Raw genomic sequence first — 24661 nt, 5'->3', positions numbered from 1 at the left:
CCTGCTAAAGTGCACTATTAACTAACGTGCTGCGGCGGTTGGCATGCCTAGGATGTCTTCGATTTTGGGCATCTCCTCTAAGGGAATCACGCGGCCTTCGTCTTCAAAACCAGCAATTTGGTCGAAGTTGAGGTAGCGGTAGAGACTGTCTGCGAAGGGGTTTATTTTGTTCGCCACAATGTCCAGGTATTCCTGCACCGAGGGAATCCGACCGAGGAGGGCACAGACGGCAGCGAGTTCCGCCGAGCCGAGATAGACTTGCGCTCCTTTACCCATGCGGTTGTTGAAGTTGCGGGTAGAAGTCGAGAAGACCGTTGTGTTGTCAGCCACCCGTGCTTGGTTCCCCATGCACAACGAGCAACCGGGCACCTCAGTTCTGGCCCCTGCTACGCCAAAGGTACTATAAACGCCTTCTTCTTTTAGTTGGTGCTCATCCATCCGAGTGGGAGGCGCAATCCACAGGCGAGTACTCACCGGAGGCGCACCTTCTAGCACTTTGGCAGCGGCGCGATAGTGACCAATATTGGTCATGCAGGAACCGATGAACACCTCATCAATTTTGTCTCCCGCCACGTCCGACAGCAGCTTCACATTGTCGGGGTCGTTGGGAGCAGCGACGATCGGTTCTTTGATTTCGTTGAGGTCAATCTCAATGATGGCGGCGTACTCAGCATCTGCATCCGCTTCCATTAGTGCTGGGTTGGCTAGCCACTCTTCCATCTTAGCGACTCGCCGCATAATCGTGCGAGCATCTGCATACCCACGCGCCGCCATGTTCTTTAGCAGAGCCACATTCGATCGTAAATACTCAGCCACGGTATCAGTACCGAGCTTAATCGTGCATCCAGCACAGGAGCGCTCCGCACTAGCATCCGTTAGTTCAAAGGCTTGCTCCACTTTAAGATCAGGCAATCCTTCGATTTCCATAATCCGCCCAGAGAAGATGTTCTTCTTGTTCTCCTTGGAAACCGTCAACAATCCTTGTTGAATTGCCACATAAGGAATGGCATTCACCAAGTCGCGCAGTGTTACGCCTGGTTGTAGTTCACCCTTAAAGCGCACCAGCACAGACTCAGGCATATCCAAGGGCATCACGCCTAAGGCAGCAGCAAAGGCCACTAAGCCAGAACCCGCCGGGAAGGAAATGCCAAGGGGAAAGCGAGTATGGGAATCACCTCCGGTACCTACGGTATCAGGTAGCAGCATCCGGTTCAGCCAGGAGTGAATAATGCCATCTCCCGGACGTAGGGCTACCCCACCACGAGAAGAAATAAAGTCGGGTAAGTCGTGGTGAGTTTTGATATCGGCAGGCTTGGGATAGGCCGCGGTATGACAGAAGCTTTGCATTACCAAGTCAGCACTGAAACCCAGACAAGCCAGCTCTTTCAGCTCATCACGGGTCATCGGGCCAGTGGTATCTTGAGAACCGACGCTGGTCATCAAAGGTTCGCAGGAGGTACCGGGACGCACACCGGGCAAACCGCAAGCTTTACCGACCATTTTTTGGGCTAAGGTATAACCTTTGCCTGTATCGGCTGGGGCGTTGGGTCGCACGAAAATAGTGCTAGGTTCGAGTCCAAGCGCCGTCCGGGTTTTGTCGGTGAGCGATCGCCCAATAATCAGCGGAATTCGGCCCCCTGCTCGCACTTCATCCAAAATCGTGTCGGGCTGCAGCGTGAAGGTAGAAATCACTTCGCCTGCTTCATTGGTGATCTCTCCTTTATAAGGATGAATCGTGACCACCATGCCAGTTTCCATCTGGGTGACATCGCACTGGATCGGTAGGGCACCAGAGTCTTCAGCAGTATTGAAGAAGATAGGGGCGATCGCACTTCCTAAGACAAATCCGCCACTGCGCTTGTTGGGCACAAACGGAATATCTTGACCAATGTGCCATAGTACTGAGTTGATCGCAGACTTCCGGGAAGAGCCAGTTCCGACGACATCGCCCACATAGGCCAGAGGATAGCCCTTTTTCTTGAGTTCCACGATCGTTTCTAGCGATCCGGGTTGCCGCGTTTCCAGCATCGCCAGAGCGTGCAGCGGAATGTCAGGACGAGTTGCTGCGTGAGTTGCCGGAGACAAATCATCCGTGTTGGTTTCTCCGGGCACCTTAAACACGGTCACTTGAATCGCTTCGGGCAATGTCGGACGACTGGTAAACCACTCAGCATTCGCCCAGGCTTCCATCACTTGCTTAGCGTATGCGTTGGTGGTCGCTAACTCCTGGATGTCGTGGAAGGCATCGAAAACGAGCAGGGTTTTGCTCAAAGCTGCTGTAGCTGCCGTTGCCAACTCGGCACTGTCCACCTGCAACAACTCGATCAAGGAGTGCACATTGTAGCCGCCCATCATTGTGCCTAACAGCTTCACAGCTTCCACAGGCGTTATCAAAGGACTGGTGGCTTCTCCCTTAGCGATCGCCGTCAAAAATCCCGCTTTAACATAAGCTGCTTGATCGACACCCGGAGGAACGCGATCGCGCAGCAACTCTAGTAATACCTCTTCTTCTCCAGCGGGAGGGTGTTTTAGAAGGTCACACAGCTCAGAGGTTTGCTGCGGGGTGAGGGGTAAAGGTGGAATACCGAGGGCAGCCCGCTCAGCGACATGTTGGCGATAGGATTCAAGCATTGCAGTAGTCTCCAGGCATCAGCAAGATTTTGAGGATGTGCAAGGTCAAAGAGATGATCGAGAGCGTAACCCAACTCACAATTCCTAATGGTTGGCAGGAATACGGTCAGCAAGCCTCAAGCCCCAGTGATCGGGCAGTTACAACTGGCAGCAGCCAAATATTGAAATGAGTAGCATATACAATCGCTACCGTTCTATCAGCATAGAAGTTTACGTAGCGAAAACAAATGTTGCAATTGGCGCACAGGTCACTCCAGCAAGTTCGTGACAGGCGATCACACTCATCACTGACCAAGCGTTGCAGCAGGCCCACTAACTTCACATTTAGTTCCACAGTCAGGCCAAACAGTCAGGTCAAAGTGTATCGCTCAAGTCTTGACCTGTACTTCAACCATAGCAAAGCTGACTTGGTGACCGTTGAGGACTAAATACTTGCAGCTTATAGACTGATATCTAAACTTTCAATTAAACTCCGCAACCATTCTGTGAGGGTTTGATTGCCTAGTTGGTCTGCTAGCCCCCAAGCTTTTGCATAAAATGCCAGAGCGCGGCTTTTTTTGCCTAACTCAACATAGACAGTGCCAATGTTCGCCGTCGTATTAATTTCACCCAAGCGATCGCCTGCTTCGCGTCGGATAAGCAGTGCTTGCTGGTAAAATCCCAAAGCTTTCTCCAACTGCCCCAGAGACCGATGGACTGCCCCTGTATTTGACAGGGTCACAGCTTGACCTAAGCGATCGTCCATCTCCTGCTGTAGCAACAAAATCTGGTTATAGAACAGCAGGGCTTGATTGGATTGACCTAAGTTGGCATAGGTTAAGGCCAAATTATTCATGGTGATGGCTGCGCCAGACGTATCTCCCGCCTGCTGCCTCACCAACAACACTTGCTGATAATGCAACCATGCCTGAGCCAGCTCACCCAAGTCGTTATAAATAGATCCAATATTGTTCAGGGTGGTAGCTTCACCCGTGCGATCGCCCAGCTCACGTTGAATTAAAAGCGCTTGCTGAAAATGCTCTAGAGCAGTTTGGGATTGACCAAAGGCACTATAAGCAAAGCCCATATTGTTGAGAGTGGTGGCCTCAGCAGCGCGATCGCCCAGTTGCTGCCGAATGGCCAAAATTTGGTTGTAAAGCAGCAAAGCGCGTTTGGGTTGTCCCAGTTTGGCATAGACTAAGGCAGTGTTGCTCAAAGCAGCGGTTTCACTGGCTCGATCCCCTAAAACCTGAAAAATCAACCTAGCTTGATCGAAACAGTGCAAGGCTCTTTGGAGTTGACTGAGGCGAGAGTGAGCTAAACCCAGGTCACTGAGGGAAGCGGCTTCTCTGACCTGATCTTGCAAGCCTCTAGCCAATTCCAAATTAGCTTCAGAAAGGGTTAAAGATTCACGAAATTTGCTGCCTTTATACAGTTCGATCGCCCGAAGGCGGCATTGATCCCATTTCTGTTGCACAAGCACAATCCCTAAAAACTGCTGGCTTACTTGCGATGGCCTATTACTCTCAGAGTGCCCGATCGCTCGCCAAGAAGAACAGGCTACGAGGCAGAGTCAGCATAGGATTGGCAATAGCTAACCGTCGTCAGGCCATAAACAAAAATCCGCTCAATACCAAATCTTGGAATCGAACGGATTTTTAGTTTTTATACCCCCAGGGGAATTCGAATCCCCGTCGCCTCCGTGAAAGGGAGGTGTCCTAGGCCTCTAGACGATGGGGGCCTGTTTTTGATTTGGCCAACCGATTTACCTCGGTTTATCGCCGCGCCTTTATTAACTTAATCAATCTCCCTGAATCTGTCAATACCTGGTTTAGATTTTGCTTAATTTTTCAGTAACTGAGTGGTGAGGCTACGAGAAACCAAATGCAGTGGCCACCAGTATGAAGCACTCAGCTAGTTGCTTGAGTCAAGCATTCTATAAGCTTGGAGCAAGGAACTATAAAGGTTATGAGCTGTACGGATAAAACTAAAGGAGCGACAGATACAGGGATGCCCAGATTGAAAAGACATGAGCCGCTAGGCTAGTTCGTTGGAGTTGCGTAGGCGGATGAGTTGACGACGCAGTTCGGGAGAAGCCGACATTTCGGAAACTTCTTCAGCTTTCACTAAAACTTGCAACGGCTCCAGGTACTCGTCGGTACCACAGGTAAAAGCATCAATCAGTTGCTCTAGCAGTTGATCGCGATCGCTGAGTCCACCTTTCTCTTCAATCAAACGAAACTTCAGATGGACTTCGCACTCATAAACACTGACTTCAAACGCAGCGGGCTGGCGATCCAGAGAATCCTGTTTCATTTCAGTAAGCAGCACTTAACTATGCTGTGAGTAAAGGAATGTTTAAAGCTAGACTTCGAAAAATTTCAACGCTGGTATTCATAAATGTTGAGTTGGTTGAAACCTTAGCAACTTGATTCAAGCCAAACCTAAATCTGCTGCTGTCATTGCTTACTATCAAAATTAATATGCCCTCTACAAGGTTAGAATCCGCTAATTAGCTGAACTTAAATCAGCAACCTAATTAGTTCAAGGAATCTTAAAATCAACTTCGCTGTTTCTTCATAAAATACTTTCTTCTTACCCTCACTCACTAAAGCCAATAAACTAACTGCTACCTACCATTCAAGTGGAGGAATACACCCTCAATCCAGGCTTCATCGGAGATTTGAAAAAGCTTCATGAGAGCTTTGTCGACGCTGAGTGCATCAGTATATTGAATCTTCAAAGTTATAAAAATACTCAAACTTTACCCGTATGAATGCAATTATGTTTCAACCTAGTTAGCATTCATTACTGGTAAAATGCTTCTCCCACTGAGGTTATTTAATTAAAATTTGATACTTTGAGTCACTGAGATAAACAGAAACACAAAGACAGGAAGCAGTGATAGATAGTAGAACGTACCCAACCAGTCTCTGGCAATCATGGGCTTAATTTGGCTCCTCGTTCATCTACTCTTTTAGCTTTAAAGCGATTTAAGTTATTGTTTTTTGAAGTAAAGATGGGCACAAGTAAATTTAACCCTGTCCATGGTTGCTTACTCCTGACGCCAATATCTAGAATTTTGAAAATAGTTAGCTTAGAGCACTCAGTAGTTTATATAGCCTTTAGGATGACAATATTCTTAACAAATAGCTTGAGCTTTGAAGTCCTAGTTTAACAACTGCCAACGTCAAAAATACAGAGTTCTTATTAACCCCAGGATTAAGCAACAAATCAATCTAGTATCTTCACTGATGCAGTTTAGAAGGATCAGAATGCTAAAGATAGCAGCCCTGAATCGCAGTTCAATCCTTCATAACCATTCGGTTATAAGCAAGCACGTCTTTTGGTCCTGAGAGGCTCTAACTAAGGACGGTAAACTGGCAGGGTGAAGTGGAAACAGCTACCTTGGTTGGGGACGGAGTCCACCCAAATTTGGCCGTAGTGCGCTCGCACAATGCGCTGGCACAATGCTAGACCAATACCGTAACCTTCCTGAGCTTCGTCGCGCTTGAGCCGAAAATGCTCTTCAAAAATTCGTTCATGATTTTCTTCTGGGATACCAGGCCCATCATCACAGATGCTTACCTGCACTTTCTGAGTAGTGCGGTGCAAGACTGAAAAGGCAATGGTGCCTTTTGCGGGAGCGTACTTGATGGCATTGTCTAACAGATTAATCAGAACTTGGCGGACGCGTTCTGGGTCCGCGTAGATCAACGGCAAGTCACTCGGAATGTCGTGGGTAATCTGCTGCTCTTTGGGTTGAAAGCGATCGCGCAGATATACTAAAACTTCTTGGCAAAGCGACCCTAAATCTAGTTTCTGCGGCTGGATCTGAAAGTCTCCGCTAGTACCACGAGCTGCTTGCAAAATATCTGTGATCATGCGGTCGATCGCTCGCGTTTGAGTTTTAGCGTGCTTGAGCAATTGAGCTGTGACAGCAGGCTTAAGGCGAGTGTTCAACCCTTCCTTGGGGCTGTAGCTGAGTTCTAGCGTTTCGATCGCGATCGAGGCCGCCGTTAGAGGGTTACGTAGGTCATGAGCCAACATGGCAATAATGCGGTCTTTGAACCGCAATTGCTCTTGCAAGTCTTCTTGATCTTGTTGTAGGCGAAAAATTTCGTCTGAAAGCCGCATCAACTCGGCTGAATAGGCTACTGAGTCAATGGTTGAGTTGGGGCGTTCCGGACTAGACGAATCTGTTTGTGACTCTAAGGTTGCTAGATATTCCTCAACAGAACGTTGCCACCGGGGCCAGCAATTTTCTAATTGAGTCACTAGAGTACTGCCCGCCAGCGTTTGTCGCGGTTCTGGCTGAATTTTGATTAAAGCGGGGGTTGCTACCAGCTTAAAGTGCTCGGCTAGATAGGGCTGTTCTCCTACGTCAATAACTTGTAGATCGAACGAATACTGAGCTTTGAGATTTTTTAGATAATTCCGGATGTGCCGAATCTGTTCCCCTGAATTCGGGCGCTTGTCTACAAATAAAAGTAGTTGTAGCGGAGTTTCAGGGTCGATTGGCTTGTCAGGAGATGCTTTCATGCCATCTCTCGTCAGCACCTAGGATAGGCAAAATAGGTTGGATTGGGTTCAAACAAGACTAGGTAGAACTGCCACCATCTATATAGACTATCGTGTTCTAGGCCTCCTCGCGCGAAATCTCAGCCTCAGATCCTAGGTTAGTTTCCGTTTCCGATCGCGCCGTGCGGCAAAGCAGAATCGGACAAGGCGCATGATGCAGGACGTAGTCGCCTGTAGCAGTGAGGCGAATATTACGAAACGCAGGGTGGCGATCGCTCCCCAAAATAATCACATCGGCTTGCTGCTGTTGAGCGATTTGGCAAATAATCGGCCCTGGCTCTCCAGTCTGGATTAAGCTGGTGATTGCTACATTGGCTCCTGCTAGCTTCTCTTGCGCCTTTTGAATGATTTGTTCGCTTTGCTCTTTTTGGGCTTGTTGCAAGGATTGCGTGAGTTGCCAATTAGGGGTGGGTGTGGCGAACGGCCCAAACAAGTAGTGAGGATTGAGGGGTGTTTGGGCACAGAGGATGGTGACTCGCTGGATACCTGCGGGAATTAACTGGCGCGTCAGGGCGATCGCTTGCTTGGTGGCTTGAGAGCCATTCACAGCCAAGAGGACGTGGTGCCACTTCGGTTGTAGCGTTGGTGCTTCAGGTAAACCTCGCGCGACTAAGACGTGACAGGTGGCATAACGTGCGATCGCTGAAGAAACGCTACCCAGCAACAACTCCCGCGATCCACCAACACCCCGATGACCTACTGCAATCAATCCAGCCTGAATTGTCCGCGCATGGTTCAAAATTTCAGTCGCAGGTCGCCCCTCTCGGCTCTGGTAAGCAATTTTTCTGTCTAGCGGCATTTCAGCTTTAATTTGAGCGAACAGATCATTCGGGTTCAAATCAGCCCGATGCCCATTCTCTACTTCAGGTAGTGACAAGGGTGAGGTCAGTTCTGGCTCTGCTTCAGGCGTCCGGGTTTCAGCCGTTGGCTTCCTAGATAGGGCCGGGAGTCTTGGGCGCATTCCCGCAGGCCGAGGCTGTACAGTGAGAACGTCTAGCCAGGTTTGTCGGTCTGCCTCAGGTGGCAGCTGGGAGAAAAGCTGGATTACCGGAAGCACAAGCCGTTGTGCCGTGCCAGCACTTGTAGAACCATCCGTAGCCAGTAGCAGCGGTGGCAGCAAAGGAGAAGTAGTAGACGGCATGATCGACAGCTCCAGTCCCGAACAGAACTTAGGCAGGGCATTTCTTACCCCTAACATAGGCAAAACCTGAGCAAAAATTGGTGTCTTGTCTGGAAATATTCATGAAACTCTAGGCGATCGCGGAAATTTTGGGGAATGGGTTGAGCCAAGAGCGACAACATGAGAGCGTTAAGGCTGTAGCGAAAAGAGTCATCTAATCATGTTGCAGCAGTGGCAGAAACAGCCGGAGTTGCGGTGGGTGGTGGGTATGGCGAGCGCTTTTTTTGTCGTGTTGTCCGCGATCGCGCTGCATCGGTATTACAACTTCTACCCAACCTATGTGGCCTTCGACCAAGGCATTTTTAATCAAGTGTTTTGGAATGGCTTGCACGGTCGCTTCTTCCAAAGCTCACTCTCTTCGACGCTGTCGGCAGCAGTCACCCAAGACGGGCAAGTGCCAGAAGTGTTTTACCATCGGCTGGGCCAGCACTTCACGCCTGCTTTGATGCTCTGGCTGCCAATTTATGCCCTGTTTCCCTCTCCTGCCCTACTGTCAGTGCTGCAAGTCGCTTTGATGACGGCGGCTGGATTGGTGCTGTATGCCTTAGCGCGGCACTATCACAACCCACCGCTAGCCGTGATGATTGCCGCTAGTTTCTATGGGGCGGCAGCAGTGATTGGGCCAACGGTGGCTAATTTCCATGATTTGTGTCAAATTCCGTTGTTTATTTTTGGGTTGCTGCTGGTAATGGAGAAGCGCTGGTGGTGGCTGTTCTGGCTGCTAGCAGGACTGACGCTGCTAGTACGAGAAGATGCGGGTGTCGTCTTATTTAGTGTGGGGTTTTATCTAGCGGTGAGTCGGCGGCATCTCCGGGCGGGGTTGGGTGTGTGTGCGCTGAGTGTGGCTTATATACTGCTAGTGACGAACTGGGCCATGCCACTGTTCTCGCCTGATATTTCGCGACGGTTTATGGTGGAGCAGTTTGGTCACTTTATTGGCAATCAGGAAGCGTCTTCCTTGCAAGTGATTGGGGCGATCGCGACTCAGCCGCTGCGGTTAATTCAGGAAGTTATCACGCCTGTCGATCGCACGATTAGCTATTTACTGGCGCATTGGCTACCTTTAGCCTTTGTGCCTGCGGTGGCTCCGACGGCTTGGTTAGTCGCCGGCTTTCCGTTACTGCAAAATTTTATGCGGCAAGACCCAACAGCCCTGTCGATTGACCTGCGCTATGCCTTGACGGTAATTCCTGGGTTCTTTTATGGGGCGGTGCTGTGGTGGGCCAAGCATCCAGGGGCTTTTACTCGACGGTTTCGGCGCTTTTGGATTTTTTGCCTCAGTGTGTCGCTGATTTTGACGATTGTCTCGAATCCCAATCGAGCTTTGTCTTTTTTGATCCCCGATTCTTTCCAGCCTTGGGTTTACTCAGCGCCTCAAGCTCAATGGCAACATGCGGCAGCAATTCGCGGCTTGATGGCTCAAATCCCAACGGATGCCAGCGTTTCAGCCACAACCCATATCGTGCCGCACCTCTCGAATCGGCGGGAGATTGTGCGTTTTCCAGCCCTACAAGTGAGAAATGATGCGCGGGCTGTGGTTTCGGTGGACTATGTGATTCTGGACTTTCAACAGTTACGGCAGTACCAAGTTGTGTTCGATGATGACCGACTGTTACTGAAGACAATGGTGCCTGTCGTTGATCGGCTTTTGGCCGATCGCTCCTACGGCTTAGTTGGCTTTCGAGATGGCGTATTGCTGATGCAGCGCAGCGCTAGTTCTGACGCGATCACGACTACGCCTTGGTCTACCTTTCGGCAAGAGTTGGAACCGATTCTGCGACAGCCCGACTAGCCAAGCAACGCTTTGTGAAGATTTAGGAATCATGCCTGCATTCCTTCGTAGCAATTACAGTCGCCGCTACACTGATATGTGAAGTTCTTAGGACTTATGTGAAGGTGCAGGAGTAGCGTTTGATGAAAATTCTGGTATTAGCTTGGGAATTTCCGCCTCGTATTGTGGGCGGCATTGCCCGACATGTGGCCGAGCTATACCCAGAACTCGTCAAGCTGGGCCATGAAGTGCATCTAATTACCGTCGAATTTGGGCAAGCCCCCAGTTATGAAGTGGTCGATGGGGTCAAAGTGCATCGGGTGCCTGTGGGCTATAGCCATGACTTTTTCCACTGGGTCGTGAATATGAACGAGAGCATGGGCCGTCATGGTGGCAAGTTGATTCTAGAAGATGGCCCCTTCGACCTGATCCATGCCCACGATTGGCTGGTTGGAGATGCGGCGATCGCCCTCAAGCACACGTTCAAAACTCCGCTCATTGCAACCATTCACGCCACCGAATATGGCCGTCATAACGGCATTCATACCGATACTCATCGGTACATCAGTAGTAAAGAAACTCATCTAGCCTACAATGCTTGGCGAGTCATCGTTTGTACTGATTACATGCGCTCTGAGGCTGCGCGGGCATTGGGCAGTCCTGAAGCAAAAGTGGATGTCATCTACAACGGCATCCGCCCCGAAAAGAAGCGACGGCACCCAGATTTTGACTTTGCTAGTTTCCGTCGCCAGTTTGCCGAGGATGCCGAAAAGATTGTTTATTATGTGGGCCGCATGACTCACGAAAAAGGCGTGGCAGTTCTACTCAATGCCATGCCCAAGGTGCTGTGGGAAATGGGCGGCTATGCCAAGCTGGTGGTCATCGGCGGCGGCAATACAGACCACTTGAAACAGCAGGCTTGGAACCTCGGCATTGCCCACAAGACCTACTTCACTGGGTTTATGTCTGAAGAAGACTTGAACAAGTTTCAAACCATTGCCAACTGTGCGGTTTTCCCTAGTCTCTACGAACCTTTTGGCATTGTGGCTTTAGAAAGTTTTGCGGCGAGAGTACCTGTCGTGGTCTCGGATACAGGTGGCTTTCCGGAAGTGGTGCGTCATACCAAAACAGGCATTGTGACTTGGGCCAATAATTCGGAGTCACTGGCTTGGGGTATTTTAGAAGTCTTGAAGAATCCGGGTTATGCCCAGTGGCTGATAGACAACGCTTATGAAGACCTAGAACGGCGCTTCAGTTGGGCCAAAATTGCCCAGCAAACAGAAGTGGTTTACAAACGGGTGGTACAAGAGCGATCGCTAGTCGATTGGTAAGGTGGATTGGTAAGACGACTTAGACATATCGGGTTCAAACCACAATACAGGGGGCGAGCATATGGATGGGGCTGAGCGGATTCAATGGTTAAAAGAGCATACTCAGTTGGCATCGCTCTCTGATGAAGCTCTAGAGGCGATCGCCGCTGCTATTGTCGAAGAACCGTTACAAGAAAATCGCCGTCTGGTTCTAGAAGACACCCATCCAGACGTACTTTACATTCTGAAAGCAGGGCATTTAGAGAGTTACCATACCAGCCCCAATGGCCCTGCTAAAGCAGTGAGCCTGCTGCCTGGAAGCATCATTCATCTCAAGGAACTGTTGCTAGAGCAGCCGACTGAGCGAACCGTCATTACGCTTGACGACGGTTTGTTGTGGCGGATCACTAAAGAACAGTTTCTAGAACTAGCGCAACAATATCCAGAGATTAGCCGTACCTTCTCGCGCCAACTTGCGGCGGAGCTGAACCAGGTCACCTCTCAACTTGCCTATGAACAAGAGCGCCAATCAGCATTACGACCCTATGTGATTCCTAAACTGAAGCGGGGGGTAATTGGCAGTAGTGAAGTGGCGATCAGGCTCCGCAAACAAGTGAGAGAAGCAGCTCGCGATCGCACCCCCGTTTTACTGACAGGAGAAGCGGGAGTTGGCAAAGTCAACCTAGCGGCGTTGATTCACTTTACGTCTGCGGCACGGCACGAATCCTTAATTCGGCTCAACTGTGGCACGCTCTCTAGCAGTGGGGTGGAACTGTTTGGTCGCAGCACCCCAGGTTCAGGTAGCAAACTGGGGGTACTGGCTTACCTAGGCACCGGAACGTTAGTGCTGGATCACTTGCAAGACCTCCTGCCAGAACTGCAAGCCAAAGTAATTCAACTCCTCCAAACTGGAGAATATCGCCCGGTGAGCCGTGACGGCGAGCCGCTGGCTGAATTGCAGCAGTGTGAAGCGCGCATCATCTTGACCGCAGAGCGATCGCTAGATCAGGTCAACGAGCAACTGAGCCTTGAACCTGAGCAAGCTTTGTGGAGTCACTGGATAGAAGTTCCACCCCTGCGCGATCGCAAAGCTGATATCAAAGCCAAAGCTGAATATCACATCAGTTGTTTTGCTCGTGCGGAAGGCATCCCCAGACCCGGACTGACACCCGAAGCTGCTGAAGTCTTAGCCAGTTACGACTTGCCTGGTAATTTGCCAGAGCTAGAGAGCCTACTGGAGCAAGCAATTAGCCAATCGAATGGCGCAGCTGAACTCAACGCCGATCTGTTCCGCTCCGCCCAACAACTCGCTGTCCAGCTAGATCAAGTAGCCTCCCAACTCGCTTTCGAGCAAGAACGCCAAACTGCATTGCGTCCTTATTTGGTGCCAAAAGTGCGGCGGGGAATTGTTGGTTCTAGTCGCTATGCGGTGCGATTGCGTCAGGAAATTAAAAAAGCGGCTGCCGATCGCAAATCTGTATTGGTGTTTGGTGAACCAGGACTGGGCAAAGACAACACCGCAGCCTTGATTCACTTCGGCTCCCGCGATCGCCACCAACCCATGATCAAAATCAACTGCAACACGCTGCAAGCCAGCGGCGCGGAATTGTTTGGTCGTGTAGGCGGCAAGGCAGGGCTACTAGAGTGGATCGGACAGGGCACGCTCCTGCTTAACAACATTCAAGAGTTACCCCCCGCGCTGCTAGAAAAAATTCTGCTCTTACTAGAAACCGGAACCTACACCCCAATTAGCCGAGAAGGAGAACCAACACCAGAACCTAAACGCAGCCACGCTCGGATCATGATGGTGTCGGAAAAAACTTTGCCGCAGCTAGAACGGAAGCATTGCGTTCCTCATGTGATCAAGGTGCCACCGTTGCGGGTGCGGAAGGCGGATATTGCGGCCCAAGCCGAGTACTACATCAGCTTGACCTGTCGAACTAAAAACATTGCTCGCCCCCACGTCACCCCAGAAGCCTTACGCCGCCTCCAAGGCTATGACTTCCCAGGCAACTTCACGGAACTAGAAGGACTGATCGAGCGGGCGATCGCGCAATCGAACGGTGCCCCCGAACTCACGGAAGAAGTCTTTTGGGCCGTGAGCAACAAAACCCGACGCTTCCGAGTGAACCTACTCAACGCCTATCCCAAGTTGCGGCAGTTTCTGCGAAGTGATTGGTGGCCCGATCGCATCAACTTTGGTTTCACCTTGGGCATGTTTGCTGTCATCGTCGCCATCTTGATGTTCGGCCCCCAAACGCGCGACAGCAACATTGGCCTCAATTTGTTTTGGGCTTGGTGGTGGCCCCTGATGCTCTTTGCCTTTCCCTTTGTGGGGCGGTTGTGGTGCTCGGTTTGTCCTTTCATGATCTACGGTGAGCTAGCCCAGAAGTTATCCCTACAAATATTTCCCCGCGAATTACTGCCTTGGCCCCGCCAGCAAGCTGAGAAATGGGGTGGCTGGTTCCTGTTCGGCTTATTCACGCTGATTTTGCTCTGGGAAGAACTCTGGAACCTAGAAGACACCGCTTATCTGGCGGGTTGTCTCTTACTGCTGATTACGGCTGGGGCAGTAATCTTTTCACTGTTGTTTGAGCGCCGCTTTTGGTGCCGCTATCTCTGCCCCATTGGGGGCATGAATGGCTTGTTTGCCAAGCTTTCCATGACTGAGTTGCGGGCACAGCAAGGCATTTGTTCTGCCACTTGTACCACCTATCAATGCTACAAAGGCGGTCCGGAAAAAGGCGAAGGACAAGAGAGTCTCGGTTGCCCGCTCTACTCGCACCCTGCCCAATTGGAAGACAACCGCGACTGCGTACTGTGTATGACCTGCCTCAAAGCTTGTCCCCACCGCTCAGTGGAGGTGAATCTGCGGCCTCCAGGCATTGAACTTTGGACGACCCATCAGCCGACTTATGCGGAAGTAGCGCTGCTATTTTTATTATTCGGAGCAATTTTTCTGCATCGCCTATCTGAGATTGAAAATCAGTTGGGCTGGAATTTACATCTAGAGAATTTTGGCTGGCATGCTGCCGTTTCTGCTGTGGCGTTGTTGGCGCCTGTGGCGATCGCTCTCCTGGCCCAATTCTTGATTCAAGTAGTCAATCGCACTCTCAAACCCCGCCCGTTTCTGGAGCTAGCTTACGGCTATTTGCCTTTAGTGCTGGGCGGCAGCTTAGCTCACTATCTGCGCTTGGGTTTAACCGAAGCGGGTCGAGTTTTGCCGATTACGCTAGCCACCTTTGGTTATAGCGGTGTGAATGTGCCAATCGCTGTGGCTGAACCCGCAGTAATCGCATTTCTGCAAGCGGTGACGCTCATTGCTTCAGTCTGGTTGAGTGTGATGTTGACTCAGAAAATTGCGCGTCAGCCTTTACTCAGTCTGCTACCCCAACACCTAGCCACGATCGCGATCGGCTCACTGTTGTGGAAGTTGATCGTCAGTTGATCAGGTTTGCTGCTCTAGCAGTTGGAACTCAATCCACCACTTTCAGCAGTCCCATATCCAAGTGGTCAGAAATCCGCCGAATTTGACTCAACTCCTCAGCACTCAACACTGCGTCTGAAGCGATCGCCATAAAAAATCCGCATTCGTCGGCTTGGGTAATTTTTCCAGAAGTAAAAATGCGTTGGATAATTGGCCCAATGGCAGAACCAAGACTGCTATTGTCAGTATTCATGAGGACGATTCTGTAAGGAAAACATGAAGAAGCTCTATTAATCTGTATATTCCCTGAATTGTTGACCTCTTTGCTCCCTCCAGTTGGCTTACCTAGGTGGGTGAGCCTGAGCCATACCAGAGTAGAGATGCAAAAACTGCCCATCTTCCGAGACAACGCTTTGTTACAACGAGCGCTGACCCACAGTTCTTACATCAACGAGTACCCAGCGTTTGGGGAAGATAACGAACGCTTAGAGTTTTTAGGCGATGCCATATTGAACTTCCTTAGTGGCGAATTTCTTTACAAGCGCTATCCTCAGAAGCCAGAGGGAGAATTAACACCGCTACGCTCTGCCTTAGTCGATGAGTCACAGCTCGCCAAATTTGCGATCGCCCTCAACCTCGGTCCCCTCATGCATTTGGGCCGAGGCGCAGAAATTAACGGGGGGCGGGAAAATCCCAACTTGCTCAGCAGCACCTTTGAAGCAGTGATTGGGGCTTATTTCCTAGATACAGGTTCCAATATTGAGATAGTCCGCAACTATGTAGAACCGCTGTTTCAAGCGATCGCGGATACTTTGGTTGATACCGCAGCGCAAATCAACTTCAAGAGTCGGTTTCAAGCCTGGGCCTTAGCCAAAGTAGGTCAGAACCCCAAGTACGCCATCATTGCTCAATCTGGCCCAGATCATGCGCGAGAATTTACCGCCGAGGTGCGTGTAGCTGACCAAAAGTACGGCGAAGGCAAGGGGCACAGAAAACAGGATGCCGAAAAGAGCGCAGCTAAACAAGCTCTAGAAACCTTAGGACTGCTTTAGAAAACGGGTCAGCTCGCTAAGCTTGGCTAGAAACTGTCGCACCCCGCAAAGATTGGATCGTCGCGACCGCCTTTTCTGCCACTTGGTCAATTTCCACTTCTGTATTGAATCGTCCAATCCCGAACCGAATGGAAGCATAAGCCAATTCCGGCGATCGCCCTAAAGCAGTCAACACATGGGAAGGTTTGATTTCAGCCGAAGTGCAAGCGGAACCAGAAGAAATTGCCACCACCGATTGCAACCCCAACAACAATGCCTGCCCATCTACTCCTGCCACACTGACATTGAGATTGCCAGGGAGACGTTGCGTGGGATGACCGTTGAGATAAATATTGCCGACTGTGCTGAGCTTTTGCCACAGGCGATCGCGCAGTTGCGCGAGCCGTTGAGTTTCTGTTGCTTGCTCTGCCAGCGCCAACTCTACCGCTTTAGCAAAGCCAACAATCTGCGGGGTGTAAAGCGTGCCCGATCGCATCCCTCGCTCATGCCCACCGCCATGTAGCTGAGCCGCGACTTGTACTCTAGGATTGCGCCGCCGCACATATAACGCACCAATCCCCTTTGGTCCATACACCTTGTGAGCGGTGAGCGACATCAGATCAATCTGCATCGCTGCCACATCTAGAGGAATTTTGGCGATCGCTTGAGCTGCATCGGTGTGAAACAGAACTTGATGCTGGTAACAAAGCGCTCCAATCTCAGCCAGTGGCTGCAACACCCCAATCTCATTATTGGCAGCCATCACCGAAACCAAAATCGTGTCAGGCCGAAAGGCTCGCTCCAGTTCTGCGAGGTCGATCAAGCCATCGGGCTGTACAGGTAAATAAGTAATCTCAAAACCCAACGATTCCAGATAGCGACAGGGATCGAGAACCGCATTGTGCTCAGTACTCACGGTAATGATGTGTCGTCCCTTGCTAATGTAAGCCTCCGCCACCCCTTTGATCGCCAAATTATTCGCTTCTGTAGCGCCACTGGTAAAAACAATTTCCTCTGGTCCGCAGTTGATGGTAGTTGCTAAAATCTCCCGCGCTTTAGCGATCGCGGCTTCGGCTTCCCAACCGTAGGCATGAGTCACACTCGCCGGATTACCAAAATACTCCGTAAAGTAAGGCAGCATCGCGTCTAGCACTCTGGGGTCTACCGGAGTCGTAGCGTGGCAATCTAGATAAATCGGACGGTGGGTCATAAATTCAAGTTAGACCAAGTCAAACAGATATTTTCTTCATATAGAAAAGGCTATTTTAGCTAAGACTTGGCTACTAGTAAGTAGATAAAAATATTACTTATATAGATATATGTGCAAAAAATAAGCTCCCTATTAATAAAATAATAAAAAAATAATATGCTACATGTGCCTTAATCTTGTAAAAATACTCTTCTATAATTGAAAATATAGTGAAAATAAACTCGAACCAAAGCAATTAAAAACTTGAGACAAATATTATTTAATACACCACATTTTAATCGTTCCATCTTTACTACCACTGATAAGATGTTGACCATCCGGGCTAATGACTAATGAACTTATACCATCTAAGTGGCCTTGAAAATTGTTTAATTCCCGCCCAGAAGCTATATCCCAAACTCGTATTATTCTTTCGTGTAAGCTCCCACTCACCAATGTTTTTCCATCGGGACTAATTGCCAGAGCTGAAACAGCCCCTTTATGTCCGACAATAGTATGAATTAGTTCTCCACTCTTTAAATTCCATATTTTGACTTCACCAAATTCTCCATTTTGGCTACCACTAGCTAGAACATCACCATTAGGACTAATTACTACATAACGAACGGTATCTGAATGACCAGTAAGAATATGATCAGTCCACACTATGACTGTTTTGTCATAGCTCCCACTAACTAAAGTTTGACCATTGGGGCTAATTGCAATAGAAGTGACACCACTGGAATGCCTAGCGTGCGTATGAGTTGGTCTTCCACTTTTTATAGACCAAGCATTTGCTAAGTTCCAAACATTAATAGTTTTATCTCCGCTACCACTGAGTACTGTTTGTCCATTTGGGTCAAATGCTACTGACATTACTTGACCTGAATGTGAAAAAGCATGAGTCTGTTGCTTGCTTTTAATACTCCATAGTCTTACCGTTTTATCTGAGCTTCCACTAGCTAGAATTTCTTGGCTAGGGCTAATTGCTACAGAGTTTACTTCGTCCCCATGGCCAGCAAGAGTAAAAACTTCCTTCTTATTATTTAAATTCCAAACTTTTATCGTATGGTCTGCACTACCGCTTGCTAGGAGCATTCCATCATTACTTATAGCTAATGATTTGACAGGAGCTGAATGCCAGGAGGACAAATCCCCAAGAGTACATTCAGGGACGATGTTTTGCCAACTTTTTCCTATCTTTGAGGTAGAAAAATTGGAGACTGAGTTTATATTCGGATATAAAGTATATTCAAGCTCTCGTAAGTCCTTTAGAATAATTTGAGTGTCTTGAGGCCGCTTCTTATATGAGCGAGCCATTAGAGAATCAATAAAGTCTGCCAATAACGAGGAAATTTGAGGAGCTTCATCACGCCAGTTCCATTCGTCATCAGTATTGGGGTCACGATAGGCTGTGCCAAGATCGCAAGGGTGCTTCCCTGTTAACAAATAGACAAAAGTACGTCCCAAAGCAAAAAAGTCAGATTGTGGTACAGCTTGTCCATTTATCTGTTCTAAGGGAGCGTAACCTTCAGAATAGTATTTTGTTATCTCTCTAGCCACTAATTTCTTTGCGTGTGTTTCATTAATTTCTCCTACTATACCAAAGTCAATTAATGTGAGCTGTCCATCGGCGTCAAGCATGATATTTGACGGCTTAATATCTCGATGATAAAGTTCTTTTTGATGAACTTCATGTAGGATATTAATCAATTGCTTAAGCCAGTTAATGGCTACTTTTTCCTGAATCGGTCGATTATTTCTCCTCTCTAACCACTCTTGCAAGTTGACTCCATTGACCTTACCCATGACTAAGCAATGAAGCAACTTTTCTTTATTACTTAGATAATAGTCAAAATATATTTCTCCTTTAGGAATTCCTCTGTGATCTAATTGTTTTAAAACTTTAGCTTCACGCTCAAATAGCTCTACCGCTTTCGATTCATCTCGAACAAGAACCTTTAAGGTTTTGAGTGTTTCACCATCAAATATTTCGTAAATTCGAGCAAAGCCACTTTTGTCACTAAGTAACCGCGTTGCTTTATACAATCCTTCTATAAGAAGCTCAGAACCGCAAGCTTGGCAAAAGAACAAGTTTTCATCGAGGTTCTCAGGATTTGGACAGTGAGGATTAATACAAAGACTCATTTATAATTAACTAAATTCTATAATATCTGTTAGTTTAGCTTGACTGATAAAAAGCTGCTATATAGCCTATTAATCACTATACTGAATTAATAATTTAGGTGCTTTTATCTAAGCTGTCAGATAGTAAAGATAAAACAGGTTACTGGCTATTACAGCAATACATTCAACTCAAGCGAGAAGTTAGGTACGATATCCTCACCACGGAGAACCGCTGTGGCTGGGTACTGGGTCACGGATTGATCGGCTCGATAGACATAAGCTTGCTGATTTTGGCGATCGATCAGCCACCCTAAACGAACTCCGTTGGCAATGTATTCCTGCATTTTGGTTTGCAACGTGTCCAGACTGTCAGTTTTGGAGCGAATCTCAATCACAAAATCTGGTGCTAGGGCTAGAAACTCATCCTCTCCCTGATCCCAGCCTTCCGGTAAACGTTCCTTAGCTACGAATGCCACATCCGGCGATCGCACCGCACCATTTGGTAATCTGAATCCTGTGCTAGAGCTGAAGACTTCGCCTAAATCGTGATTGATCACCCACAGCATCAGGTAAGTAACAGCTCTGGCCTTACGATTGCCAGAAGTGCCTCCGGTCGGTGCCATAGTCACAAGGTTTCCATTTGCATTGCGCTCAAAGCGAAGATTTGGGTTTTGAGAGTTTAATTGCATTAACTCCAAATCTGTAATAATCCGTGACTGCACCACGTTTCTTGCTCCCACGGCTCCAGCTCTCTAGCGCCAATATAGCAACTCTGTAACTTGGGCATGGGGCGGGCTTCTACAACTTGCGACATGCTCTCTGACTACTGAATCCCTCAAGGAGGGAATGTAAGGCACAGGCGATCGCGCTACTGTTGAGAAAAATTTGCTTCCCTGGTATGGAATTCCTTAGCTTAGCCAAAACATTTATAGATGTTCCAGTTCTGGTCAAAACCTTTGTGGCGGTCTTCGTCTTAGCTGATGCTTTGGGGAATGCCCCTATTTTCTTAGTTTTGACCAAGGGCATGGAAATAGAGCAGAAAAATAGCGTAGTCGATCGCGCTAGTCTTGTTGGCACTGCGGTAATTCTAGCCTTTGCCTTTGGTGGTCAAACAGTCTTGGATTACTTGCACATCAGCATGGGTTCCTTGGAGATAGCTGGCGGTTTGTTGTTGCTGATGATCGCCTTAAAGATGTTGGAAGGACATACAGAGACTCCAGTTATGGAGCAAGGTCGAGACGTAGCCATTACCCCGTTAGCATTTCCGCTCTTGGCAGGACCAGGCACCTTAACCAGTGTGATGTTGTTGATGTCTGACGCAGACTCCGCGATCGGTCATTTCAGCGTTGCGATCGGCATTGTGGGTGCGATGTTTGTCACTTGGTTTATTGTGCGGCAGTCTTCTCGGATTGATCATTGGTTAGGGGCAGAAGGCGCAATCATCATCACGCAACTTTTAGGGTTTCTGCTAGCGGCACTGGCGATTGAGATTAGCAGTTCGGGAATTCGAGAGTTATTTCTGAAGTGAACTGCAATCAATAAGACTTGCCATCACTGCCAAAGTACTCGCGGTAAGCACAAATTTTGTCTCCGCGTACATCAAAAGCAACAGCTACTCGATTTTTGTAGGGCTGACCGCGCATCATCCCCTCATCTCGAAACTCAAAAACAACGGTCGTTTCGTTGCTCATAACGCGATCGAGCGTCACAGTTAGACCATCCTCAAACGTATCAGAGACATACTGGAAGAACGCCTCAGTCCTCGCTTTTCCGGTATTGAGTCCGTGATACGGCCCGATCGGAAACCAGAAGCTGAAATCTTTGGTGAGCATGTCCAAAAAGGCCTGCCACTCTCCTGTTGCTAAACCGTGGGTAAAGTGCTCAAAAGCTTGATGAGCAGTTCTGAGGGTGTCAGTCTGAGCTGTATCCATCCTGGCTCACTCGCGACTCAAAAGTAGTACTAATGACGTTACTGCTTACCTTCCGCAGTTTTGCTCTTTCTAGCGAAATCTCAATAATCTAAATCCGAAATTCCACGCAGAGGGTAGTAGGTAATTCCATCAGTCTGGGTAAACCTGCGATCGCATCTCTGAAGATTCCCAGTTACAAACAAGAAGCTAGAGCGCGATCGCGGCTCAATCCGTTGACGCTAAAATTCAATTCGCTGGAGTAGAGTTGCATGGAATTTACCACTACGCTAGGACTAATTGCAGGTAGTTTAACCACGATCGCCTACTTGCCCCAACTGATTAAAACCTGGAAATCTAAGTCAGCCGATGACCTTTCTTGGAGCATGCTGATCACGCTTTGCGTCGGGATTGTACTGTGGCTCGTCTATGGCAGTTATGTTCACGATATTCCAGTCATTTGCGCCAATGTTGTGACCCTAGTTCTTTCCTCAATCATTTTGGGCCTCAAAATTCGCTACAAGCGTAGTGGGGAGCTAGGGTGAGGGGCTATGGAATGCAGCACTCTTACAGCTAACGCTTGGTTGTCTTTTTGAGAGGGATGAAAAGAAGGCCGAGCATAGCGCAACCCGCTGATGATTGCCCTGAACAAAAGCTTCTCTTTGAAGAACCAAAATTGCATTAGGTCTTGCCAAACTTGGCGATCGCTCCACTTTTTGTCTTGCTGCAACAGCAGGATTATGCCCCAGTTCATCAGACCCAGCATTAAAAGATTTGAGATGACTAAACCCAAGAGGCGCACTCCATAATTGCGAGTTGCAGATTGCAACACCTCAAAGGCCACTACTTGGTGTTCTATTTCTTCAGCGGCGTGCCATTCAAACAACGCTTTGAGATTGGGTTCTGCTGGATCGAGGAAGCGTTCAGTCAAAATGACCTCGGCCATCAGCGAGGTCAGGTGCTCTCCCCCAGCCACGATCGCTAGATTCAGGATCAAACTCCCATGTTGCGTCAGCCATCGCCAAATCCCCTGGGCATAACGGACATATCCCTCAAAGCAATACCCCTGTTGTTGGAGATTTTTCCAAAAATGGGTGTGCTGGCTGGCATGTTGCGACTCTTGGGCAACAAACGCTCGCACCTGTTGCTGAAGTTGGGGGTCAGTAACGTGAGGCAATTGCTGCTTAATGATGTGATTCATGTAGCGCTCGATATCAGGGAGCAGCAACGTCAAGCTATTTAGCAGATGAGTATTGTAAGCACTGTCACCGAGCCAATAGCGCTCAATGGTATCGGGAAAACGGAAGTGAATCGGACGTACCTGAATCTTGGGGATTGCCATCATGGGTACGGGGCACCGAGTTGCTTCGAGAGATATCTTTTCTATCACCTTGTAAGAGCGATCGCGGCGGAGTAACTCTATCCCTAGGAATGAAGAGCCCTAGGAATGAAGGTTCCTATAACCGAACGCTAAAGTGCGGCTTCCGCCCTAGTGAAAGCTGAGAGAATTGTTTACATTTGTTTACAGTAAAAGTAAACAATTTTTAGAGGTGCCCCGTATGAACGGCACTCTGCGCGTCGGTAATCTGTTTGGCATTCCGTTTTATCTCCATCCGTCTTGGTTTCTGGTCCTGGGACTTGTCACTTGGAGTTACGGCAGTGGGCTGGCGGCTCAGTTTCCTAGCTTGGGTGGCTTGCTGCCCCTTGGACTTGGCTTAGTCACAGCCTTATTGCTCTTTGCCTCGGTGTTGGCTCACGAACTGGGTCATAGCTTTGTCGCTCTGCGGCAAGGGATTGGCGTGAAATCGATTACGCTGTTTCTCTTTGGCGGACTCGCCCAATTAGAAAAAGAATCGGAGACTCCGGCTGAGGCCTTTTGGGTAGCGGTTGCAGGTCCCGCAGTTAGTCTCATAATTTCTGGACTTCTGACCGCGATCGCTCTAGTTAGCCCTGTCTCAGGTCCACTGGCCGCTATTTTAGGATTGGTTGCCTCCATTAACTTAGCCTTGGCCCTCTTTAACCTAATCCCAGGCTTGCCGCTCGATGGCGGAAACATCCTCAAGGCGCTGGTGTGGAAGCTTACCGGAAATCCTTACAAAGGAGTCGCCTTCGCCAGCCGAGCGGGTCAAGTTTTGGGTTGGGCCGCGATCGCCTCTGGCTTAATTCCTCTCTTGATCTTTGGCAGCACTGCTAACTTCTGGAACTTGCTGATTGGGTGGTTCTTGCTCCAGAATGCAGGCCGAACGGCTCAATATGCCACAGTGCAATCCAAGTTGTCAGGATTTACGGCAGCCGATGCGGTGACTCCCAATGGCCCAGTCGTACAAGCTGACTGGACCCTACGAGAATTTGCCGACTGGTCTTTATTCCACCAGATGGCTTGGCAACGCTTTTTAGTCACTGATACTACAGGACAGTTGATGGGAGCGATCGCGCTGGCTGACCTGCAACAGTTACCAGTAGAGCGTTGGGCTACAACTCAAGTCTGGAATGTGATGCAACCCATTAACCCAGAAACCACAATTCAGGCAGACCAACCGCTGAGCGATGTAGTGAATTTGCTAGAGCAACAACAACTGACAGCGTTACCTGTAGTTCGGACTAATGGCATTTTGGTTGGGCTTTTAGAAAAAACGGCCATTCTGCGCCTACTTCAAGGCAATCTCCAAGCTACGCCTGCCTAACTGGTTAGTTTTCCTCTCCTAGATTTCATAATTCCTACCCCCTTCCCTAGAGCCACAAATGGCCTGGGGAATTTTTTATGACTGAACTTTTATGGTTCAACTAATATCCAAGCGCTCTAATGGCCGTGAGTTTGAGTAAAAATGCACACACCAGGACGTTGCGGAGTAGGGTTTAGGAAAAAATTGCGGTAGCCACATAGGGACTGTCGTGAGCCAACCCAGAATGCTGCCAAAGATCAAGAGGGCGATCGCTACTTCACAGAAGTTGGTCATGGCTCGTTCGCTAGTTTGAGCTGGCTCCCCAGACAACTTCGCAGTTGTAGGAGCGGTTGCAGGGACAAGTTGTTCCTCAGCTTGGGAGTTGTTATGAATCGATGACTCAGCAGGATCAGGAGGAGCGATCGCTTCTCCCACCACACCCCCGCAAAGTGGCAACACGATGTAGGTCAGCGGTGTTCCTAGGAAGGCTGAAGGGTGAGTTACAAAAGGCTGATCCTTTGCAAACTCCCGCTGTTTATTTGTCATGATAAAAAGTAACTCCTAAGTAATACGGTCTTGGGAGAACAACCAGGGTTAAGTGTGGTAGCTGGACCCTGGTTGCCACCTAGAACAAATGCGATAAATTCAGTACCAGTCGTGACGCCAACCTAACTAGATTGGCGGATACCCCTGGATCAACACAGCTAGTTTCAGTGTTATTACTGTTTTCCTACTGTGATCTATTTTTTCGTTCGATCGGGTGATGACACGCCTATAAACCTGTGACCGTAATCGTCCGGAGACGTGATAAAGATTGGGTAAAGATGTGACTGACCTCACCCCGCTAAGCAAATTAGGCGTTAAT

Annotated in this window: 20 protein-coding genes and 1 tRNA gene; 7 read left to right on the top strand and 14 right to left on the bottom strand. The window is 48.9% G+C overall.

All coding sequences use genetic code 11. The features are described 5' to 3' along the window. Positions 1-21 precede the first annotated feature (21 nt). The 6 genes from acnB to NDA01_RS02940 all read right to left on the bottom strand — a co-directional run bounded on the left by acnB (position 22) and on the right by NDA01_RS02940 (position 8332). Positions 22-2631, bottom strand: coding sequence for a bifunctional aconitate hydratase 2/2-methylisocitrate dehydratase (gene acnB, locus NDA01_RS02965; protein WP_348226800.1), 2610 nt, complete (start codon positions 2629-2631; stop codon positions 22-24). A 439-nt stretch (positions 2632-3070) separates the two neighbouring features. Then, on the bottom strand, positions 3071-4087 hold the full coding sequence (locus tag NDA01_RS02960) for a tetratricopeptide repeat protein (protein WP_190554960.1): 1017 nt from the start codon (positions 4085-4087) through the stop codon (positions 3071-3073). 191 nt (positions 4088-4278) lie between these two features. Then, positions 4279-4351 (bottom strand) — tRNA-Glu (locus tag NDA01_RS02955). A gap of 296 nt (positions 4352-4647) precedes the next feature. Beyond that, positions 4648-4926, bottom strand: coding sequence for an Npun_R1517 family heterocyst differentiation transcriptional regulator (locus NDA01_RS02950; protein ID WP_190433581.1), 279 nt, complete (start codon positions 4924-4926; stop codon positions 4648-4650). A 1050-nt stretch (positions 4927-5976) separates the two neighbouring features. Continuing rightward, positions 5977-7152 carry a histidine kinase gene (locus NDA01_RS02945; protein WP_199296181.1) on the bottom strand — a complete coding sequence of 392 codons (1176 nt, stop codon included), beginning with the start codon at positions 7150-7152 and terminating at the stop codon, positions 5977-5979. Between the two features lie 97 nt (positions 7153-7249). Beyond that, positions 7250-8332, bottom strand: coding sequence for a universal stress protein (locus NDA01_RS02940; protein WP_348226799.1), 1083 nt, complete (start codon positions 8330-8332; stop codon positions 7250-7252). A 199-nt stretch (positions 8333-8531) separates the two neighbouring features. Here NDA01_RS02940 and NDA01_RS02935 point away from each other — a divergent pair, with 199 nt between their 5' ends. From NDA01_RS02935 to NDA01_RS31820, 3 genes are all read left to right on the top strand, one after another. Then, complete coding sequence (locus NDA01_RS02935) at positions 8532-10163, top strand: DUF2079 domain-containing protein (RefSeq protein WP_348226798.1); 1632 nt, start codon at positions 8532-8534, stop codon at positions 10161-10163. A 122-nt stretch (positions 10164-10285) separates the two neighbouring features. Further along, entirely contained in the window at positions 10286-11473 is a 1188-nt protein-coding gene (locus NDA01_RS02930; protein WP_190433589.1) for a glycosyltransferase family 4 protein, read from the top strand. A gap of 61 nt (positions 11474-11534) precedes the next feature. After that, positions 11535-14900: a sigma 54-interacting transcriptional regulator gene (locus tag NDA01_RS31820; protein ID WP_431193298.1), complete on the top strand. Its 3366-nt coding sequence runs from the start codon at positions 11535-11537 to the stop codon at positions 14898-14900. Positions 14901-14928: 28 nt separating this feature from the next. Here NDA01_RS31820 and NDA01_RS02915 read toward each other — a convergent pair whose 3' ends face one another. After that, positions 14929-15132, bottom strand: coding sequence for a hypothetical protein (locus NDA01_RS02915; RefSeq protein WP_190433593.1), 204 nt, complete (start codon positions 15130-15132; stop codon positions 14929-14931). Positions 15133-15259: 127 nt separating this feature from the next. Between NDA01_RS02915 and rnc the strand changes: the two genes are divergently transcribed. After that, positions 15260-15931, top strand: coding sequence for a ribonuclease III (gene rnc, locus NDA01_RS02910; protein WP_348226797.1), 672 nt, complete (start codon positions 15260-15262; stop codon positions 15929-15931). Between the two features lie 16 nt (positions 15932-15947). On the opposite strand, the gene NDA01_RS02905 is transcribed toward rnc, so the two are convergent. The 4 genes from NDA01_RS02905 to NDA01_RS02890 all read right to left on the bottom strand — a co-directional run bounded on the left by NDA01_RS02905 (position 15948) and on the right by NDA01_RS02890 (position 20040). Then, on the bottom strand, positions 15948-17120 hold the full coding sequence (locus NDA01_RS02905; RefSeq protein ID WP_348226796.1) for an IscS subfamily cysteine desulfurase: 1173 nt from the start codon (positions 17118-17120) through the stop codon (positions 15948-15950). Between the two features lie 255 nt (positions 17121-17375). Then, the gene (locus tag NDA01_RS02900) at positions 17376-19247 is read right to left on the bottom strand and encodes a protein kinase domain-containing protein (RefSeq protein ID WP_348226795.1); all 1872 of its coding nucleotides are present in this window, start codon (positions 19245-19247) and stop codon (positions 17376-17378) included. A gap of 149 nt (positions 19248-19396) precedes the next feature. Beyond that, entirely contained in the window at positions 19397-19915 is a 519-nt protein-coding gene (locus tag NDA01_RS02895; protein ID WP_431193307.1) for a Uma2 family endonuclease, read from the bottom strand. Beyond that, positions 19915-20040, bottom strand: a complete 126-nt coding sequence (locus NDA01_RS02890) for a hypothetical protein (RefSeq protein WP_348226953.1) — start codon at positions 20038-20040, stop codon at positions 19915-19917. Before NDA01_RS02890 ends, NDA01_RS02895 begins: the two co-directional genes overlap by 1 nt. 84 nt (positions 20041-20124) lie before the next feature. Between NDA01_RS02890 and NDA01_RS02885 the strand changes: the two genes are divergently transcribed. Then, on the top strand, positions 20125-20754 hold the full coding sequence (locus NDA01_RS02885; RefSeq protein ID WP_199296182.1) for a MarC family protein: 630 nt from the start codon (positions 20125-20127) through the stop codon (positions 20752-20754). 7 nt (positions 20755-20761) lie between these two features. Here NDA01_RS02885 and NDA01_RS02880 read toward each other — a convergent pair whose 3' ends face one another. Beyond that, positions 20762-21157, bottom strand: coding sequence for a nuclear transport factor 2 family protein (locus tag NDA01_RS02880; RefSeq protein ID WP_348226793.1), 396 nt, complete (start codon positions 21155-21157; stop codon positions 20762-20764). 248 nt (positions 21158-21405) lie between these two features. Here NDA01_RS02880 and NDA01_RS02875 point away from each other — a divergent pair, with 248 nt between their 5' ends. Then, a complete protein-coding gene (locus NDA01_RS02875; protein ID WP_348226792.1) occupies positions 21406-21678 on the top strand; it encodes a SemiSWEET transporter in 273 nt (90 codons plus the stop codon). Here the strand turns inward: NDA01_RS02875 and NDA01_RS02870 are convergent. Beyond that, positions 21651-22478 (bottom strand): metal-dependent hydrolase, encoded by an 828-nt coding sequence (locus NDA01_RS02870; RefSeq protein ID WP_348226791.1) that lies wholly within the window; start codon positions 22476-22478, stop codon positions 21651-21653. The genes NDA01_RS02875 and NDA01_RS02870 overlap by 28 nt on opposite strands. A 214-nt stretch (positions 22479-22692) precedes the next feature. Here NDA01_RS02870 and NDA01_RS02865 point away from each other — a divergent pair, with 214 nt between their 5' ends. Then, positions 22693-23817 carry a site-2 protease family protein gene (locus NDA01_RS02865; protein WP_348226790.1) on the top strand — a complete coding sequence of 375 codons (1125 nt, stop codon included), beginning with the start codon at positions 22693-22695 and terminating at the stop codon, positions 23815-23817. Positions 23818-23913: 96 nt separating this feature from the next. Here NDA01_RS02865 and NDA01_RS02860 read toward each other — a convergent pair whose 3' ends face one another. Continuing rightward, positions 23914-24342 (bottom strand): hypothetical protein, encoded by a 429-nt coding sequence (locus tag NDA01_RS02860; RefSeq protein ID WP_348226789.1) that lies wholly within the window; start codon positions 24340-24342, stop codon positions 23914-23916. Between the last annotated feature and the right edge of the window lie 319 nt (positions 24343-24661).

The sequence above is a fragment of the Trichocoleus desertorum AS-A10 genome, from assembly GCF_039962155.1.
GTDB lineage: Bacteria > Cyanobacteriota > Cyanobacteriia > FACHB-46 > FACHB-46 > Trichocoleus.
Note: the sequence above shows the minus strand (reverse complement) of the source record. Positions and strands in the feature narration are given on the sequence as shown.